Genomic DNA, 19,737 nt, shown 5'->3' with positions numbered 1-19,737 from the left:
CCATGGCAGTCGACGATTTCACCAATGGCGTGGTCCTGGCGCTCACGGGCATGCGGGTCCCGGAAGCGTCCGGCGATGCCGTGCGAGCCTCGGTGGTACGGCCGCACGAGGCCCTCGCCCGCGCGCTGGAGGACCTGCAGCGCCTGATCGCCGAAGTGGCGGGCTCGGTCGCGGGCTCGGCCGAGGGCCGCTGGAGCGACGCCTATGTGGCGGCGATGAAGACCTTCGCCACCGGTGAACAAGCCGACTACATCGAGAATCTGAAGAACACGGCCACCCGGCTCGCCAAGTTCTCCGACGAGTACGCCTACCAGCTCGACTACACCTCTCGCATGATCATCGCGCAGATCGTGCAGTTCATGATCGACTGGGCGCTCACCCTGATCATGGCCATCTGGAACCCCATCGGCGCCCTCATCGAGCAGACCTTCCTGCGCGCGCTGTACCGGGTCATCCTCCGCAGCTTCCTGCTGCGGATGCTCGTCGCCATCGCCGCGCAGGAAGCGCTCAACGTCGGCCTGGCCGCCGCCATGGACGTGTTCATCCGCTGGTCCCTGGCAGCCGAGGGCAAACACACCTCGCAGGGCGGTCAGTACCTCAAACAGGCTCTCGCCTACGGCGCCATCCAGGGCGCCCTCTCCCCCGTGACCATGCTCGGCGGGGCCGCCGCGTCCGTCCTCGGCCATGCCTTCGGCCGCGATGTCGCCGGCACGGTCGGCAGGGCCGTCGAACGCGCCGTGACCACCGAGGGCAAGGGCGCCCTCACCGCCGCCCGCCGGGACGGCCGTGCCTTCGGCCGGCAGGCGGGCGACCTCGCCGCCGCCATGGCCCGCAGCTTCGAGACCGGCGGCATCCCCCAGGCCTCCCGCGAGGTCTTCGCCGCGCGGACCGCGGACGCCTTCGGCGACTACTTCTCCGCGACGCTCGGCCGGGACGCGGCCCGTGACATGGGCCGGGACTGGGGCCGCGCCCTCATGTCCGCGTACGGCCGCAAGGACCTCGGCGACCTGCTCGCCGCCACGCTGTCTCGAGTGGAGTCCACCCGGCTCAAGGACGCCCTGTCGCACCAGCTCGCGGCGTCCCTGCGCACCGACTGGGGCCGCAAGGTGGCCGGCTTCACCGGCAACGCGGCGGCCTACGCCCTCCATCAGAACCTCTCCGAGGGCTTCTACAACCTCCTCACCACCGGCAAGTTCACCACCACGGCCGCCACCGCCCTCGCCGGTGGCGTCGGCGGCGTCCTCTCCCACCTGCTCAGTCGCAACGCCCACCGGCTGGGCTCGGGGCTGAAGGAGAAGATGGTCATCGGCCGCTTCCCCGACGCGCCGGTGGACGTGCCGAAGAACCCCCCGCCCGGCCCGGACCATCCCTTGGGCGGGCGCGGCGGCGCCTCCCGGCCCACGGCTCCGCCACCCGCCCCCATCGGGTTGCCCCTGGCCTCGACGGTGACGTCCTTCGAACCGGGCCGTGGCACGCCGTCGGCCCCGTCTCCGGACAGCACCTTCGTGGACGGCGGTGCCTGGCCGGTCAGCGCTGCGGACAACCCCGCGAAACCCGACCCCGACGCCCTCTCCGTGCTGTCCTCCGACACCTCGGGGACGGTCGCGGGCGCGGAGCCGGAAACCTCCGCCGGGACCGGAGCGGGAACGGGCGTCCGCACTCCCGTCCCGGTTCCCGGCACACCGGCGGCGCCCCCCATCCCCGCCACGGCTTCCGCCGATGAGGCGCCCGCCGCAGACGACGCCGGTACGGCCGCCCTGTGGGCGCGGCTGGGCTCGCTGTCGGCTCCCACCGCCGCCCCGGGCGGCGGGTCCGCGTCGGACGGTACGGCCCCGGCGGGCGACGGCACGGAGCGGGGCGGCGCCCGTCCCGGCGCGGACGGCTCCGCCCAGGAGCCGCTGGCACGGCTCGCCGACCTGCGTGTGCCGTCGGACCGTCCGGGCCCCACCCTCCCCGCCTTCCCCACCGTTCCGGCCGAGGCCCCGGTGTCGTACGCGGACCAGGTACGGGACACCGCCGTGCGCCTGGACGGTCTGGCTCGGGGCGTCGGGATGCCGGCCGAGGTCAGGGAAGCCCACGTACGGGACGTACGGGAAGCCGCCGACGCGGGCGACTGGCCGCGCGCGGCCGACGCGGTCGCCGGGTTCCGGGACGCCGTGGAGGGGCATGACCTGAGCGGCCGGTACGCGTCCTTCGAGGCGCACGTGGACCACGGGTTCGACCGGCTCGCGGAGCTGGGCGTGCCCCGGGCGCAGTGGCAGCGCGACGTCGACGCGGTGCGTACGGCGTGGGAGCAGGGCGACGGCCGCGCGGTGGACGAGGCACTGCGCGACTACACGGCCCTGATCGAACGGCACGTCCCGGTCGAGGTGCTGGCGGACCGGGACGTGCCGGTGCACCACGATCCCGAACTGGCGCACCTGCGGCGGCAGGCGGAGCAGGCGCTCGGCACGGACGCGGACCGGGCGCACGTGGACCTCCTGCGGGCCGAGGCCCTCTCACAGCACCTGCGGGCACGCCTGGACCAGGCCGCGGCGGACGGGCAGGGCGTCCAGGAGGCCGCCCTGCGGCAGCGGCTGCGCACGGCCGGCACCCCGGAGGAGGCGTCTGCCGCCGCGCGGGAGCTGGAGGAACTGCGGGGCGACCAAGACCTCGAGGAGCGCCTGCGCTGGCCGGCGCCGGACGACGACACCGGTCGGGGCGGACCCGCCGGGGACGACGCTCTCCTGCGCCGGCGCCTGGACGCGCTGGGCGACGGTTCCGGCGCGGACCGGCGTGAGGGGGAGCTGCTGCGCCGGCTGGACGGCGCGGACACGGACGGGGAACGGCGGGAGGCCCTGCGGAACCTGCACGAACACCGCGACCTGCGGCAGTTGCGGCAGCGCGTCGAGGAGCTGGGACGCCAGGACGAGGCCGCCTCTTACGCGGAGCTGCGGGAGCGTTACCTCACGCTCACGGCCGACGAGACGGGAGCGGTGGCCGAGACCCGCCGCGAGGTCCTGTCGATGCCCGACGACACCCCCGAGGAGATCGCGGCGCGGCGCGTCGAGCGGGTCGGCGAGGTGCTGCGCCAGGAGGAGGAGGCCCGCCTGGCGGAGGTCCGTGGGCTGGAGGGCGAACTCGCCCACCTGCTGGACCTGCGGCAGGCCGAGCGGGAGGCGTTGCTGACAGCGCTGCGCCCGCCGGCCACCGACCCGGCGACGCCGCTGGACACCCGTCCGGGAGCGGACGGTCCCGCGTCGCCCACCGCCGGCGCCCGTCCCGGCGCCGGCACGACCGGCACCCCGTCCGACGCCGCCGCCGACCAGAACACCTCCGACGTCGCCGGCGCCCCCGTCGCCACGTCCGGGGACGGCTCCGCGCCGCCGTCGCTCGCGAGCCGGATCGCCGAGGTCCGCGCACGGCTCGACACCGCGAGGAGCGAGGCGGAGCGTCTCCAGCGTCTGCGGAACGAGATGGCGGCCGAGCTGCCCCGGATGGAGCAGGACGGGCACCTGGCGCGCATCACCGAGGGCGGGCTGTCCGCCGTACGGGAACGGTCCGCCGAGGACCGGACGGAGGAGCTGCGCCGCCGGTTGCCGTCGCCGCCGGGCGCCACACGCGCCCCCGCGGACCGGTCCACCACCGCTCCGGCCCCCGCTGTCCGGCCCGCCGTGGTCGACACCTCGGACACTCCGGGGACCCGGGAGCCCTCGGGTGCTTCGGAGACTGCCGAGCCGCCCGCGGCCGTTCGTCCCGCCGAGGGAGACACCCCGACGGGCACCCGGCCCGACACCGTCGTCGACGAGGGCACGGCGACGCTCCAGCGCCCCCCGCTGGCCACCGACCCGGAGACCGGCGAGCAGGACGTCGCGGCCCGGCTCGGAGCGCTGCCGCCGCCCCCCTCGGCCGAGGGACTCGCGCAGCTCCGCCGCTCCGTCGCGGACGCCACCGAACCGGCACCCGTTCCGGAGGAGACCCGTCCCGCGCCGCAGGACGACGACGCCCTGCCGTCACCGGCCGGCCGCATGTACCACCCGACGGCCGCCGCCGGGCAGGACGCGACCGCACCGCCGCCGTGGAGCGAGGAGCCCGTCGACCTGGTCGCCGTCACCGAGGACGACGAACACCTCGCCGGCGTGGTGGTCCGTTACGTCCAGGAGTTCACGGGGGAGGTCGCCTCCCCCTTCGAGACGCACTACGACGTGCACCGCCACCGCCGAGGCGACGACACGATCGCCCGGCACGTCGTCCGGATCGGATGGCTCTACGACGAGCGGGACGACCCCCGTGCCCTGCCGCCCGTCGTCTCGGAGGACGGCGGGGAGACGGACGCCGTGACGGCGTTCGAGCGGGCGGTCCGGGACGGCGTGCGCGAGACGTGGAACCGGGGTGCCCGGCTGCCCAACGGCGATCTTCTCGAAGTGGACGTGGAGTTCGTCCCGCTGGGGCGGTACCTCCCCGTGGACCCGGCCACCGGCGCGCGCGAGGTGCTCCCCGCCGAGCGGCGGGCCCATCTCGCGGTCACCCTGACCAGCGCCCACGTGCGGGCGGAAGGGAAGCTGCTCTCCGTCAACGAGCCGCCGCTCATCGCGGCCCACGAGGCGGGGCACTGGCTCGGCCTGCTGGACGAGTACCGGGAGACCGGCCAGGGGCGGCGTGCCGTCTATCCCGACGCGTCCCTGATGAGCAGCTCCGTGGCGTCCCGGACACACGTCAGGGACGCCGACGACCGGGCCCCGGTGCCGCTCGCCGGGCCCTACCTGGCCCCCCGTCACCTCCGCCAGCTCGGCGCCCGGCTGGAGGAAGCCCTGCGGGACGCGGGCGCCGGCACCCCGGAACCGGCCGCCGGCCCGTACCCCGGACGAGCCGACTTCCCCCTGGAGGTGCGGCGGGAGGCGCTGTACGGCGGTCCGCGCGGCACGGGCGGGCATCTGGCCCCCGTCGGAAGGTCGGACCGTCCCCGGCCGCGCTACGTGTGGGAGCCGCACGCCAACGGCACGTACTACGCCGTCTTCGACGAACCGGCGGCGGCGCCACGGGAGCGGACGCGCGACGGCGACGCGCACACGCCGGCCGCCGGCGATCTCGCGGTGGCCGCCCCGGACCGCACGGCGGTCCCGGCACGCATGATGTTCCCCTGGCACTGGACCGAGGACGACGCCGTCTACGCGGCGGAGCAGGCGTACCTGCACGCGCTGCGGGAGGGCCGGGTGGAACCGGTGCCGGGCGGCGGGGGTCACCTGCTGCGCTGGGAGGGCGTCTACGCCGGCGTGCGCGTCGAAGGGGAACTGCGGGGCGGCTCGTTCACCGGCTTCCGTCCCGCCGGGTACCAGGAGGACCTGGTCGTCCCGCCGTACCTGCCGGCGCCGCCGCTGACCCACGGGCCGCGCTTCTCGCCGCGCGCCGAGGACATCGCACGGCTGGGCGACCGCGGGGCGCGTACCGGTGTCCACGTGTGGCCGCCCGCCCACGTGGACGCGGAGGCCGCGTACGGCGTGCGCGTCACCGAGGCACCCGGCACGGCGCACGACAACGGCACCGTCCGGGCCGAGGTGTCCTTCCTCGACCCGCTGGTGCGGCCGGGCGGTTCGGCCGCCGGACTGCCCTCCCGCTGGGAGCGGCACCGCGAGGCGGACGAGCACGTCATGTTCCCCCGGCGCTGGCGGGCGGCCGACGTACGCGCGGCCGTCGACGCCGCCTACGCCGGGGCGCTCGCCCACGGGCTGGTCGTGGAGCTGGACGGGGCGGGCGCGCACGCGTGGCGGGCCGACCGGCACGGGGTACGGATCGAGGGCGTCGTCGACGGGCAGCACGTCGCCTACCGGCCCAGCCCGTGCCAGCCCCGCCGGCACTGGCCCGCCGAGCCGCCGGTGGCCCGGACCGGGACCTACCCGGTGACCGTGCGGGCCGGCCGCGGCGTGCTGCCCGGCACCGGACTGGCGTACCTGCTGTTCGCCGACGGCGAGGTCGGGGCCGTGCTGAGCGTGCCGGTGACACTGGTCCCCGAGCCGGGCATGCCGCAGGCCGAGATCGACGCGTACGTGGCCGCGTTCGAGGCGACGGCAAACGAGCGTCTCGGCCGGCTCCGCCGGGCCGACGACGCCCATCTCCTCCAGGTACGGCTGGACTTCGTCGTCGCGCGGGAGGGCCGGCCCGGACAGCGGACCCTGGAGCTTCTCGGCGGGGCGGACCCCACCGCCTTCGACGTGGTGTCCCTGCTAGGCCTGCCCGGGAAGGCGGCGGCCTGGTGGGACGCGATGTCCGGTCTCCCGCCCGTACCCGACGCCCCCGAGGAGTGGACCGGGACCGGTGAGGAACACCTGACCCGCCTGCTGGCGGAGGGCGCCGGTCTGCGGCCCGGCCCGCCGGAGCCGACCTGGCAGGAGATCCGCCGCGTCGCCTCCCGGCGGCCCGCGCCAAAACGGCCCTGGCCGTCCCTCGGGGACCGCTCGGCCCGGCTGCTGCGCGACCTGGGCGAGGCGGGTGGCGTCGCCCCGGACCTGCTGGCCCGTCCCGCCCCGTGGACGACCGGCTTCCCGGCGGGCTGGACATGGCCGGAACAGCTCTACGCGGCCCGGCAGGTGGCCGCGAGCGCCGGCGGTTCCGGCGAGGAGACCGTCACCGGGGCCTTCGGCCTGCTCACGCTGCGCGTCACCGTGCGGGACGGTGTTCTCACCGGGTTCCGGGCCGTGCGCCCGGGGACCGCCGACGGCACCACGGCGGCGTCCGCCCGCTACGCGCCGGACGCCTCGCTCGAGTCCGGCGACGACCTGGCGCAAAGGCTCACCCAGGCGCTCCGCGGTTACCTCGGGGCCGCCGGGGACGAGGTCGGACCGACCGACGTGCGGCCCGGCCGGGTGGCAGCGCCGGCACACGGCGAGGAACCGTCCGCGTCCCAGGAGGGGGCGCACAGCGGCTTCGGCGGGGACTGGGGCGGCTTCGGCGCGTCGCTGTCACCGGTCAACGACGACATCGACGCGGTGCTGGAGCAGGCCGGCGTCCCGGCACGGAACCTCAAGCGGCTGCAGGCCGTCGCCGACGCGCGGAAGCTGCGCCTGGAGCTGCGGCAGACCAACAGGCACGCGGTCAAGTGGCTGGAGCGGGGGGCCCTGCCCAAACCGGAGGCGGTGAAGGCGAAGTCCGTCAACGACCTGGACCTCCACCTCGGTGCGAAGGCGGAACACCTCGGCCTGGTCGGCTACTTCAAACCGGTCCTGCCCTCCCAGGCGGCCTTGGAGGCCTCCGGCAGGGAACGGGAGATCCGCGACCGCTACGAGCAGCGCCGCGCGGAGTTCACCGGGCTAGCCGGGAAGATGGCCGCGCTCCAGGACACCTACCCGGTGATCGACGGAGTGGTGCACGGCTACCGCGACGGCCGCGCGGTCCCCGTCACCAGCGACCACGACATCTTCGACATCACCACGCCGGGCGGCTCCCCGCTCACCCCCGGCACCTACGATCGAGCCGTCTCCGCGCTGGTCGAGGCGGACGCGGGCGTGATGCACGGCGCGGCCACCTACTGGGAAGCCCGGGGGGAAGCCGACAGGGCGCTGCGCGACAGCATCATCGAGGAGGAGATCGCTCCGGGCCGGTCGGTCTTCGTGATCAAGCCCTACAAGCGCCCGTCCCTGGCCCCCGCCTCCCGCCGCGGGTCGCTCGGCGACATCCTGGCCTCCACCGGGACGGACCCGGCGCCGAAGCGGGCGTCCGAGGCCCGTGCGGCCGCCGCCCGTGTCCCGGAGGTGGACCGCGACGTCCTGGCGCGCTGGGAGAACCGCTTCCGGCGGGCGGAGCAGGCACTGGCCGGGCGGCACGGCGACGGGACGGACGCCGCGCTGGCCGCCGCCGGACAGATCATGGCCGCCGAGCACCAGAGCCCGCCCCTGGACCGCACGGCGCTGTCGGACGCCCAGGCGGAGTACCGGGCCCTCTACGACTCCATGGCCCACGCCGTGGCGCACACGTACCTCACCGACGGCAAGGCGGAGGCGCAGGAGCTGTCGGCCGTCCTGCGGGGCGAGTTCGGCACCCAGCGGCGTGGGGGACTCCCCGGCGGCGTCCCCCCGCAGGGCCGTGGCGCCCGCACCGGCGGTTCCTCCGCCCAGGACGCCCGCAACGCGCGCATCCGTACCAGGGCGGCGCGGGAACTGTCGCGTCTGTTCGTCCCCGTGCCGCTTCCCGCGCAGGAGGTCCTGATCACGGTGCTGACCGCGGCGTCCGCCCGGACCTGGCGCGAGAACTGGCCGGTCGAGGACGCCGCCCTGATGCTCGTGCACAACACGCGGTGGCGCCTGCCCGAGCACCACGGGCTCTTCGACCGCCTGATGCAGCCGGACAGCGCCGAGCTGCGTGAGGCCGTCCTGGAGGAGCCCGCCGTCGGGGATCTCCTGCAGGACCACCCCGACCTCGCGGACGTCCTCTCCGGCAGCGAACAGCTGCTGACGGCCGTACGGCACCTGGGACCGGAGGATCTCGAGGAGTACCTCGACAACCCCCACTTCATGGACGCCCTCCTGGAATCGCCGGGCGGGGACGGCAGGCGGCCGCTGATCGAGGCCGTGGAGGACGGCCGGCTACGGGCGGACCTCCTGATGGCCCTGCCGGGGCTGCCCGACGCCCTCGACCGCAAGGTGGAGCTGGTCACCGCCCTGACCTCACCCGGCCCGGCGGCACGGCTGGCGGTCAAGGACCCCCGCTTCGCCGCCGCCCTGAAGGCCAGGCCGGCCGAGCTGCGGGCGGTGGCCCACGAGTGGTCGGTGTTCACGGTGCTGCTGGACCACCCGTCCGCGTGGCCCGCCTTCGACCACGCCGCCTTCCTCAACCACCGCGAACTGCGGCGGCGGCTGCAACTCCACGCGGACCAGGCCACGCTCATGGTCCGGGTGCCGCGACTGCTGGCCGCCGCCCTGGCGGACCCCGGCGTCGTCGACATCCTCGCCGGGAGCCCGCGGCTCGTCGACGTCCTGGAGGACCTGCCCGCCCTCACCGCCCGGCTCGCCGGCGACCTCGCGCTGCTGCGCGCCGCGGTGGAGAACCCGGCCGTGACCGACGCCCTCTCCCACGATCCCACCCGCTTCGACGCGGTGCCGGACGCGGAACTCCAGGCGGCGCTGCTGGCCACGCGCCGACCCACGCCCGGCACGCCCGCCGCCGTCACGGGGGCCGCGTCCCCGGTGGCGGCGGCCCGAGCGGCCTCGCCCGCCCTGGACGCCGTCCTCGCCGCGGACCCCGCCCTGACCGCCGCCCTCGCCGAGGACGACTTCGCCCTCGCCCGAGTGCTGGCACGCCGGCCGACGGTGCTGGCGGCACCCCACGAGTTCCGGCGGCTGCTGGGCCCCGGCATGGCAGGGGTGCGCGCGGCGGTGCGCGAGGGATCCCCGCTGCTCGCCCCGCACATGCTGCGCGCCGCGCTGCGCCACACCTCGGTACGCGGCTGGCTGTTCGCAATGGACCCGCTGACCGCAGGGGCGGACAACAGCCGCTCCCTGTTCGCCCGGGAGACCGAGAAGGACCCCTCACTGGGTGTGAAGCTGTGGGCGACACCCGTGCTCGGCGACCTGATGCTCCAGCAGGCCGGCCCGTCCAACATCGCCCTCGTCCAGCAGAACACGGCCTTCCCCCCGGTCGACGAGCGGTACCTCGCCCTGTTGCCGGTGGAGGGCTTCCCGAACGCGTGGGTCGACAGCCGGGAGCGGGCGGCGCTGCTCGATCTGCTCCTCCACGACAGGGCCGCGTTCCTCCGCCTCGCGAACGGCGGCCGGACCCTGCTGGACGCGCTCGCGGACACCGCGAAGACCCGGCACGGGGCCCCGGACGCCGTGGGCGACTCGGCGGTGTCCCTGCTTCGCGCGTACCCGGCCACCGTGTCGGAGCTGGCGTCCAGGCCGCCCCTGCGGATGAGTCTGGCGCACTGGCGGGGACTGTTCACGAACCGCGCGCTGCTGGAGGCGCTGAACACGGACGACAGGGCGCGCAGTCTGCTGGCGTCCGCCCCGGAGGCGCTGCGCGAGGCGATCGCCCGTCCCGGGTTCGCCACGGCCCTGGCCAGGCCCGAGGTCCAGGAAGCGCTCGCCGCGGCGCAGGCCGCCAGGAAGCGGGGGAAGAGGGCCGTACGGAACCCGGTGTGGGCCGCGGACCTGCTCCGGCTCGTCCGGGACACCGGCGGCCGGCCGCTGCTGTCCCCGGAAGGCGCGCCGGTGGACCGCCACGACCTCGACCTGGCCGAGGTGTGGGCGATGCCACCGCAGGAGGCCGCCGACCGGCTGCGGGCACGGGGAGCCGCCGGGGAGGACGGCGGCACGGAGCGGATGCTCGCCGCTCACGAGCGGGTCCTCGGGAACGAGAACTGGCTGAAGGCCGCCCGCTCCAGTGCCGCCATCAGCTCGCAGTTCCTGACCAGTGCCGATCTGCTGGACCTGCTGGAGGCTCGGCCTGCGCTGCTGGAACTGCTGCGGAACCCCGCGTCCGGGCTGCTCACGGCACTGGTCACCTACCCGGAGCTGGCCGCGGCCCTGATGACCGACGACCACCTCTACCGTTTCATCAGCACGGACCGGGAGGCGGGCAACCACCTCCGTGCCTATCCCGACTTCGCGTGGGGGGTGATCAACAACCGGGAACTGGCCCGCCTCTTCCACCTGCACCGCCGGCAGCACGCGCTGAGTCACACGGACGGCAACCTGCACACCCTGGTCACGAACTACGACGACCTGGCCCGCGCCTTCGCCGACGACAGTCCCGCCGCCCGGCTCCTCGCCCACGCGCCGAGCCACGAGCTGGCGGCCCGGCTGGTCTCCATGGCGCAGGACGATCCGCAGGCGGCCGAGCGGGTCGTGCGGGCGGTCGTCTCCTCCGGGTCCGTGGCGCAGGCGCTGCTGCGCCGGCCGGCGTCGGCCCGGGTCCTGTCCGACGTCCCGCAGCTCGCCGACGCCCTGGCCCAGCGGGCTTCGCTGTTCACGGACGCCGCGCACGTCGAACGGTTCCTCGGCCACGGGCGGCTCGTCGCCGCGCTGCGGGCCCACCCGGAGCAGAGCGGGGCGGTACTGGCTTCCGCCGACGCGCTGGAGACGGCGATGCTCGCCCCCGACCTGGTGGCCGCGCTGGCCGCCGGGCCCGAGCTGGCGCGGGCGCTCGACCGGGTGCCGGACCTCCTGCCGCTGCTGCGCGAGCAGCCGGGGCTCGCCGCGACGCTGGCCCGCGCGGAGTCGGCGGCGCTGCGCACGGCCCTGGGCACGGTGCCCGCCCTGGCCTCGGCGGTGCGGACCCGGCCGGGCGTCGCCGAGGACCTGCGGGCGGCACCGTGGCTCGTGGAGGCGGTACGGCGCACCCACGGCCTGGCGGAGCACGCCGTCGCGGCCGAGGACCCGCTGTGGGGGGCGGCGCGGGCCTCCCGGGCCTTCGCCGACGCGCTGTCGGCGCGGCTGGTCGGCAGACTGGCCGCCCGCCCCGCCCTGACGGCCCTGGTGGCGAACCGGCCGGAACTCCTGGAGGGCGTCGGGGCGCAGGAGCTGGCGCGCCTGTTCAGCGACCCCGTCCTCACCCGCGTTCTCGACGCGGACCCCGACGCGGCGGCGGTGTTCCTCGCCTCCCCCGGCTGGCGGGCCTCGGCGCTGCGCACGCCCGGGTTCGCGCACGACCTGAGCGGCCTGGCCGAACGGTCGCTGCTGCTGCGGACGCTCACCGAGGAGGAGCCGGCCGCGCCCGGTCCGGCGGCGGACGGCCCGGCCTCGGCCGGCGCCGCGACGGATACGGCGACGCGCCCGGGACGGGCGGCCACGGCCGCGGCGGCGTCCACCCCGGCCGCCGGCGGCTCGCGCGGCGGGAAGGCGCGGCGGCGGCCGGCCCCGCAGGAGTCGGTCTGGGCCCGCGCGCTGGCCTCGGTGCCCGAGGCGGGCGAGCTGCTGCTGGACCCCTCGGCCGCGGAACTGGCGCGTGCCCTGGGCGACCACCCGGACCTGCTGCCGCTGCTGCTCGGGGCGCCCACCGTGGTGGAGGACCTGTCCGGCGACCCGCGGGCCTGGCGCGAGTACGCGTTCGGGGAGTTCCTCGCCGCCCAGGACGGGCCGCCCGAGCGGTTCGAGATCGCGTTCGAGGCCCATCTCGCCCGTACGGGCGTGCTCGTGGAGGGCGACTACCACCAGCGCGTACGGGAGGTGGCGCGGGGAGTGTGGGACCGGTTCCGCGCGGAGCGGGAGGCGCTGGCGGCTCGGCGGGACCATGAGATCGAGGAGCGGCTGGCCGCCTTCGACCCCCGGTCGCCGCACACGTGGACGTACAGCGGCGCGATCGTCTTCGCGGGAGTACGGGAGCAGGATCTGACGCCGGACGCGCTGCGGACGCTGCGGGCGGTGGCCGAGGGACGCTCCCGGCCGGAGGAGTCGCAGATCTCGGTCAACAGGGCACTCCACGTCCACCTCGACGACGGCAGCCACGGCGCGACGCTCGTCTTCACTGTGAACGAGGAGGCCGAGGTGCGCATGGTGGTGTACGCCCTCAGCACCTCGCGCAAGGGCAACGACTACCGCTGGAGCAACAACGGGGGCCGGTACACGGCCGGTCCGCTGGACATCTCCACGGTGTACAACCACCCCGCCCTGGTGACCTCCCGTGCCATGGTGCGGCGGGCGGCGGACCTCGCTGCCGCGCGCGCCGCCGAGTCACGGGCCAAGGAGAAGGACAAGGGCAAGGGAAGAGCCGAGGACCGGCGGGGCCCGGCCCGGGACGGCGGCACCTTCGTACCGGCCGACCCCGCCGCACGGCAACTGGCGGACGCGCTGGCCGCCTACCACACCGCCGCGGCCCGGCTGTCGGTGGCGCGGAACCTGCCGGACGCCGGCCGACGCCGGGGCGTGGCGCAGGAGTTGCACACGGCCGAGGAGCTTCTGCGGGACCTGGGCTGGGATGCCCGGCAACTGGCCCTGGCGCCGGTGGCCACCGAGGCCGCCCGGCGGCTCGGCGTCGGCCGGTCGCGGGCCCTGGTCGTCCTCCAGGAGGCCGCCGAACTCCTGCGGCCCCGCATGGTGATCGGCACCGACGCCACCGACCTGGCTCTGCGCGACGCCCAGCACGAAGCGCTCCTCACCGTCGCGGGCGTACTCCTGGAGGACCCGCGCCGGGCCCGCGCCCGCGCGGACGAACTCGCCGCCGCCGATCCGGCCCTGCGCTCCGTCGGCCCCGGCCTGCGCGGCGGCGCGGGCGGCGCCGAGCGTGTCCCGGCCGCGCCCGGGACCGCCGACGCGTCGACCGGCGTCGGGGAAAGGGTCCCGACGTCCCTGCTGGTGGAGGTCAACGCGCAGCTGAGGCAACTGGGCTGGCCCCATGGCCCGGTGGGCGGGGACCGCGTCGAAGAGGTGCTGCGAAAGCGTCCGGAGCCCCCGGCGTACACGCCCGAACGCTCCCTCGCCTTCGACATCGCCGGCCGGATCGCCCATCACGGCGAGCCGCTGCGGATGCGGGGCGGAGCGATCGGTGCGGAGGACGAGATCTCTACCGTGGTGCTGGGTTCGACCCGTGCGCTGGAACACGGTGACGAACTGTTCGAGAACGCCTACGCGGTGCTCACGGCCGAGAAGACCAGTGATCTGGACGCGCCGTTCCTGGAGATCGTCGGCAAGCCGCTCCGGGTGGTGCCCGGTGAGGACAACCGGCAGGACATCGACGGCTACCTGAGAACGGTCGAGTACGTCCTGTCGCGGCTGCGGCACCCGGGGGTCCCCCTCGCCTCCCTCTTCGGCAACGGTGACGGCTTCGTCTCGCGGGCCAGGGGCGCCGACACCTACGTCCTGAGCGCACCCGGCGACCGTGTGCGCGTCTCCTCGCAGTACACCGTCGGTGTGCCGATGTCGACGCTGCACGAGGTCATCCACTTCGCCATGCGCGGCTCGACGGTGGCGAAGCCCACCATGGTCCCCGACATGGAGGTGAGCCTCGCGCTGGGCACGAGCGTGGCCGCCCTCTACCACGCGCACAAGGAGGGCCGGACCGAAGCCGTAGCACCCTGGTTCACCGTCGAGTCGCTGCGGGACCCGGACGTCCACGCCGTGCGGAACTTCGTGACCCTGCTGTCGCTCCAGGCACTGGCACCCGTGCAGCGGGCCGCCGCGGCTGCGGCCGGCCAGCGGACGAGCTGGCCCAAGCGCTACCTCGCCGCGGCCTCCCGCCATGCGCCGCACGTGCTGCGGCAGGCGCTGTCCGTCCCCGCGCAACGGTTCCTGGACTCCCGCGCCGACGACATCAGGCGGTCGTTCCGCAGCCATGCGCTCCAGGTCGCCGGCCGGCACCTGACCACCGACCCGTTGGACGTCTTCTTCGGCCGCGCCGAGAACGTACGTGTGCGGGAGTACCTGGACAGCGGCCTGCTCGACCGTCCGGCACGCCTCGTCGACCAGCGGGAACTGGCGATGGAGACCACGTACCGCAGGCTCGACCGCAACGAGGACCGGGCGGGCAGCCCACGGCTGACGCACGCCCTCGTCCTCGTAGAACTGCGCAATCTCGCCGACACCTTCACGCCGGACGAGAGAAGGCGCATCCTCCACGACCTGGAACGCATGGCCGCGCGTGCCTACCGCGCTGCGCAAGACCTCAGTGCCTCGTCCCCCGAGGCTCACGCCGCACACAGCCGCGCCCTGCGGCGCCTCGCCGGACAGCCGGCGGTGGCCGCGCTCGAACAGGTCCTCGCGGGGCTGTCCCGGCTGAACCTGGTGCACGAGCACGCGCCTCTCGCGGGTGCCCAGCTGCTCGCGCGGGAGAGCGTCCCGGCCGTGGTGGCCGCGGTGACGGACGCCGTGCGGCGCTCCGCGCCCGGCGCGGGGCACCAGACCGCTGTGCGGGCGTTGGAAGGGTTCCTGGACCGGCTGACGGGCATCGGCACCGACCTCCAGCTGAAGGCGCACCGGCGGCGGGCCGAAGCCGAACAGAACGTCGCGACCTGGGTCGCCACGGTCGCGGCGGCACGTACGGTGCTGGGCTTCCTGGCGCCCGGGTCCGCCGCGCTCGTCCAGGTCGACGCGATGACGGAGTGGATGCGCCTGTCGGCCACCGACAAGAGGCGTTCGACAGCCCTCAAAGCCGTGGACCGGGCCGTCGAGTCGGCCGTGTCCCGCGGGGAGGTCACGGCGTTGCGGGACGTCCTCGACCGGGTGGAGCAGTGGCGGGCGACCAAGAGCGGTCCCAGCGTCCGTGACACGGCGGTACGGGATCTGACCCACGACGTCCTGAACCGTCTCGCCCGCCTGACCGCACCAGTCCCGGCCGCCGCGCGTACCCCGTTCGTCGGCATGGCCGACACCGGTGACGCCATGGCCAACGGACTGCGCCGCGCTCTGGACGATCTGCGCGGGCGGGACGGGGTGAGCGACACGGTCGTACGGCTGGCGGGGGCGCTGCGCACGTACGGACCGGCAGGGGCCGCCTCCTCCCCGGGCACCCCGGTGGTCCGGGCGCCCCTGCCGCCCGCCGTGACCCGGCTGACCCATGACGACCTGGCCGGCCGGCTCGGGCTGGTCCACCTCTCCCCTGTGCCCGAGCGGCCGGTCGCGGACCTGTGGGAGGCGGTGCTGCCTCGGCTCACCGAGATACTGGAGGCCCGTGGCGCGCTGGAGCGGGGCCGGGCGTGGGCCGTCCGGCTGCTCGGCGGCGCGGACGCCGGGGACGCCCGGCCCACCGCCGCCACCCTGAACGCCCGTCAGCGCGACCTGCTCGGCGCCGGCGTGGAGATCCCCCTGGCGGACACCGGACTCGTGCTGCGGGTCCGCCAGCGGCTCGCCGATCCCCGTCCGGCCGCCTCCCGGCTGGCCGACCGGCCCGGCGGGCCGCAGCGCTGGGCGCTGTCCTCCACCACCACGGGAGTCTCCGGCGGCACCGGTGACGTCCGTACGGGCACGTTCACGCGGTCGTACCCGTTCGCGGTCTCCGGCGCCCACTCCCTGACGTCGGCCACCCTCGGCCCGAGCCTGTCCGCGACCCTGAACCAGTGGGCGGCCTCGGCCTCCGCGAACCTCACGATGCGCTCGCTCAACCTCCAGGGCGCGCAGAACGAGGCCACCGGCCTGTACGACTACACCGCGCGCCTGGAGTACGCCCTGACCGCGTCCGGCTCCGGAACGGAACTGCCGGAGGCCGGCTGGCGGGAGGTGCCGGAGGCGCGGTGGACGCAGACGGCGTCCTTCCCCGCCCACCTGCTGGACACCGCGGGGGACGGGGCGGCGGAACGGCTGAGGCCGCTGCCATGGCAGTACGTCGAGGACGCCCTGCCGTACGTGGGCATCACCGAGTTCCCGCACACCGACCTGCTGTTCGAGCAGGTGCTGGAAGGCTTCCCCGACCTGCGCGGCCTCTCCCCCGACTCCTTGCGCGTCCTGCGCGACCACCTCTCCGAGGACGGTCTGCGCGGCGGCCTGGTCAAGCCCGCTTCTCCGCTGCTGTACGGCCGCGACGGCCACCTGATCGGCTATCTGGAGACCGACTTCCGGCTGACCTGGTCCGACGAGGAGGGCTACGCGGGACAGAGCACCGCCACGGCCCTGGAGGCCGGGGACAGCATCCGCGTCACGTCGGCGGGCACCGGCTCCTCGGTGACGAACGGGCTCTCCCTGGGCGCCGCGGGCAGTCTGGGCTGGCTGGACGGGCTGGTGCGCCTCGCCGGCGACGCCGGCGGCCAGTACCGCGAGAGCCACGGCCTGAGCGCCCACCGCACCGTGCTGGCCTCCTCCGGCCTGCGGACCTCCGCACCGCATGTCCTCCAGCGCGCGGAGCTGACCCCCCGGCTGCGCCTGGTGCGCGCCGAGGGCCCGGCGCTGGAGCCCTCGCGGGGGCCGCTCGCCCGGCCCGGCGCCGCCTTCCCGGTGACACTGCGGGTACCGGCCGCCGCGTCGGTGCGCCTGGACGGTACTCCGCCGGAGCGGTCCGTCCCTCCCCGTGACGTGCGCGAACTGACCCCCGGGCTGCTCGCCGCCCCGGTGGCGATGGCCGGCGCCGACGGCCTCTTCCGGGACCTGGAGAGCGCCCTGCGCGAGGGCGGCTGGCTGCCGGGCGGCGGGACGCCGGCGGGTGACGCCGTCACCCGCTTCCATCTCCTGACCAACCAGCGCAAACTCGGCGAGCTGCGCACCTCCTGGGGCCGGCGCGCCCTGGTGGCCGAGCCCTGGGACCTGGTCCTGGAGCGGCCCGGCACGGCCGGCACCTCCCGGCTGGTGGTCCGGCTCGGGGTCGAGCCCCCCGCCCAGGGCGACCCGGCCGGCGACAGCCGGTACGTGCTGCACGCCCCCGGCATCAGGCTGCTCACCTTCATCGGCTCGAACGCGGAACTGGCCCGGCAGCACACCCGTACCGAGTCGGCCTCCAGTGCGGGCGTGTCGGTGACCGTCGGGGGGTCGGTGACGGACCGGGCCGCTCTGAGCGGCGGCGTCGGCTACGCCCGCGGCGCGCAGAGCGCGCGGACCTCGGCCCACGCGATCGCGTTCGGGGAGGAGCAGTACTACTTCAGTCCCGGAGACGGCGGCGTCCATGTCACCGAGCATCCCGGTGTGCTCCGCGCCCGCTTCTCCGACGGGGCCACCCCGGATCTGACGGCCGCCGTGCGGGTGCGGTTCGCCGTCCCGGACCACCGCATGCTGGCGGCGGCCGAGCCGGACGGCCCGACTCCGGCCCCCGTGATCCGCGAGGTGGAGCCGGCGGACGAGCAGGCCCTGGCCGCGCGCGCGGACCGGACGGCGCCGCTGCTGTTCCCCCGGGGGGCCTTCCTCGAACGGCTGACCGTGGCCGAGGCCGTGCGGGACGCGGTCGTCCGCGCCGTGGCACCCGACGCCGCGCCGGCACCGGACGCGCCAGCCGCCGGCGAGGACATCGAACCGGCCGACCGGATGCCGGGAGCCTACGGCCCCGGCGCGGACCCGGCCGCTGCGACGGTCCCGCCCCTTCCCGGAGCGGGCGACGCGGTGCGGGCCGTACCTCATCTGCCGTCGCTCACCGCCCGGCTGCGGGAGCGGATGCGGGCGGCCACCGTCGGGGAGGACCCCGCCGGCGCCGGCTCCCTGTTCCAGGTGATGGTGCGCGGCGCGCTGTCGCGGTCCCACCTCATGGACCTCTTCTCCGGCATGGTCCGCGACCCCGGGGGCGTCCTGGTCGACGTGGGCGAGCGGCAGGTGCGGCTGCGGGCCCACCTCACCGACCCGCAGTGGCTCGGGGACACCGGCGGCGTGGTCACCGAGCGCTGGCACGTGGCCGGCGGCGGCGCGGACGCCACCCGGTCCGCCAGCGTGGCGCACACCGTCTCCGGCACGTTCGGCGCGACGGCCGCGGTGAACCCGTCCGGCCGCTACGACGAGGGCTTCAGCTCCGCCACCAGCGTCACCCGCTCGGACCGGACCGCGAGCTTCCGGATCACCACCGAGGGCGAGGTCCCGGTCCCGGTGCACCACTTCCGCGCCGGGGTCGTCGTGGTGGCCGAGGTCCTGCCCGGCCGGTCCGCGCTGCCGGCCGGTCTGCTGCCCGGCCGGGGGACACGGTCCGTGGCGGTCCGGGCCGACCAGGCCGTCGACTACTTCGTACGGCCCTCCGCCCTGCGCGAGGACGCCGAGCTGTCCCGGCTCGCCGGACCGGCGGACGGTGACGCGGCGGACGCCGCGACCCGCGCCGAGGCCGACCGGCCGCTGCCCGCGTCCTACGCCGCGACCGGTGCCCTGGGGCTGGCCGCCGTCACCCGTATCGCCCCCGCCGACCCCGGCGTCCGGCTCTCCGACGTGGTCACACGGACGGTGCACGCCCTCGCGCCGGGCGCCCTGGTGCCGGGCGGCACCGCCTACGTCCCGCAGGCCGCCAAGGCCGTGCAGGAGCTGACCGCCGAGCGCGGCCTCGCCCAGGCCGTGGCCATGCGGCACGTCTCGGTGTCCTTCCCGCACACCGGCTGGCTCGGCCCCCGCCTGATCACCCTGACGGTCGGCGCCGAACCGGCCCCCGGGTTCGACCGCGTCCGCGCCCGCAGCGCACCGGCGGGCAGCAGCGTGGAGACCCAGTTGCTGCGTGCCACCGGCGAGGGCTCCCTGCTCGGCCCGGCGGCCGCCACCGCGCGGGGCGTCACCACCGGCCGCAGCGGCGCCGTCACCGCCGGCCTCTCCTTCAGGGACGTGGCCGGCCTGTCCGCCGGCGACGGCAACCAGCACGGCGTCACCCAGAGCCGTACGCACAGCACGGACCGGCGGGTGTGGCTGCACCCGGCCGGCGACAGCGTGCTGGAGGCGGACGGCGTGCCGTACGTGGTCCGGATACGGGCGGAGTCCCGTTCCCTGGCCGGCCCGCTCGGCCTGCTGCCCCGGCTGCTGCTGCCGTCCGGCATCCACGACGCCGCCGCGGCGCTGCTGCGCGCGGGCGGCGCCGGCCTGCTCACCGCGGCCGCGCCGACGGCGTCCGCCGAGGTGGCCGTCGTGGCGGACATCCGCTTCGGCGGCGTACGACAGGACGAGCCGGCCGCCGGCTGGCCCCCTCCCGCCGTCACGCCCGCGGTGCTCCGCCACGACCCCGCCCGGACCGCGACGGCGCCCGAGGGCGGCGCGGCCCTGCCCGTGGGCCCGGTGCCGCGCGCCGAGTGGCTGCCGTCGGGCACCTTCGAGGTGCACCACGTCGACGCCCTGCCCGAGCTCGCGCGGGCCCTGCGGGAGGTGGCGCCCGCGCTCGGGCAGCACGCGGCGGACCCCGCGCCCGTCTCCGCCGAGGGCGCGCTCATCCGGATACGGGAACTCCTGCGCGCGGGGACCTCGC

1 protein-coding gene (running past one end of the window) is annotated in these 19,737 nt (G+C 76.0%); it reads left to right on the top strand.

The genetic code is table 11. The annotated features are described in order from the left end of the window. Positions 1 to 2 precede the first annotated feature (2 nt). Positions 3 to 19,737 carry the start of a hypothetical protein gene (locus tag ACY1JF_RS25215; protein ID WP_462707528.1) on the top strand. Its footprint extends 23,816 nt past the window's final position, so the window shows 19,735 of its 43,551 coding nt (coding positions 1-19,735); the start codon lies at positions 3 to 5; its stop codon lies beyond the right edge, outside the window.

This window comes from Streptomyces sp. SYSU D01066-1, from assembly GCF_054956795.1.
This window is presented reverse-complemented; position numbering and strand designations above follow the sequence as displayed.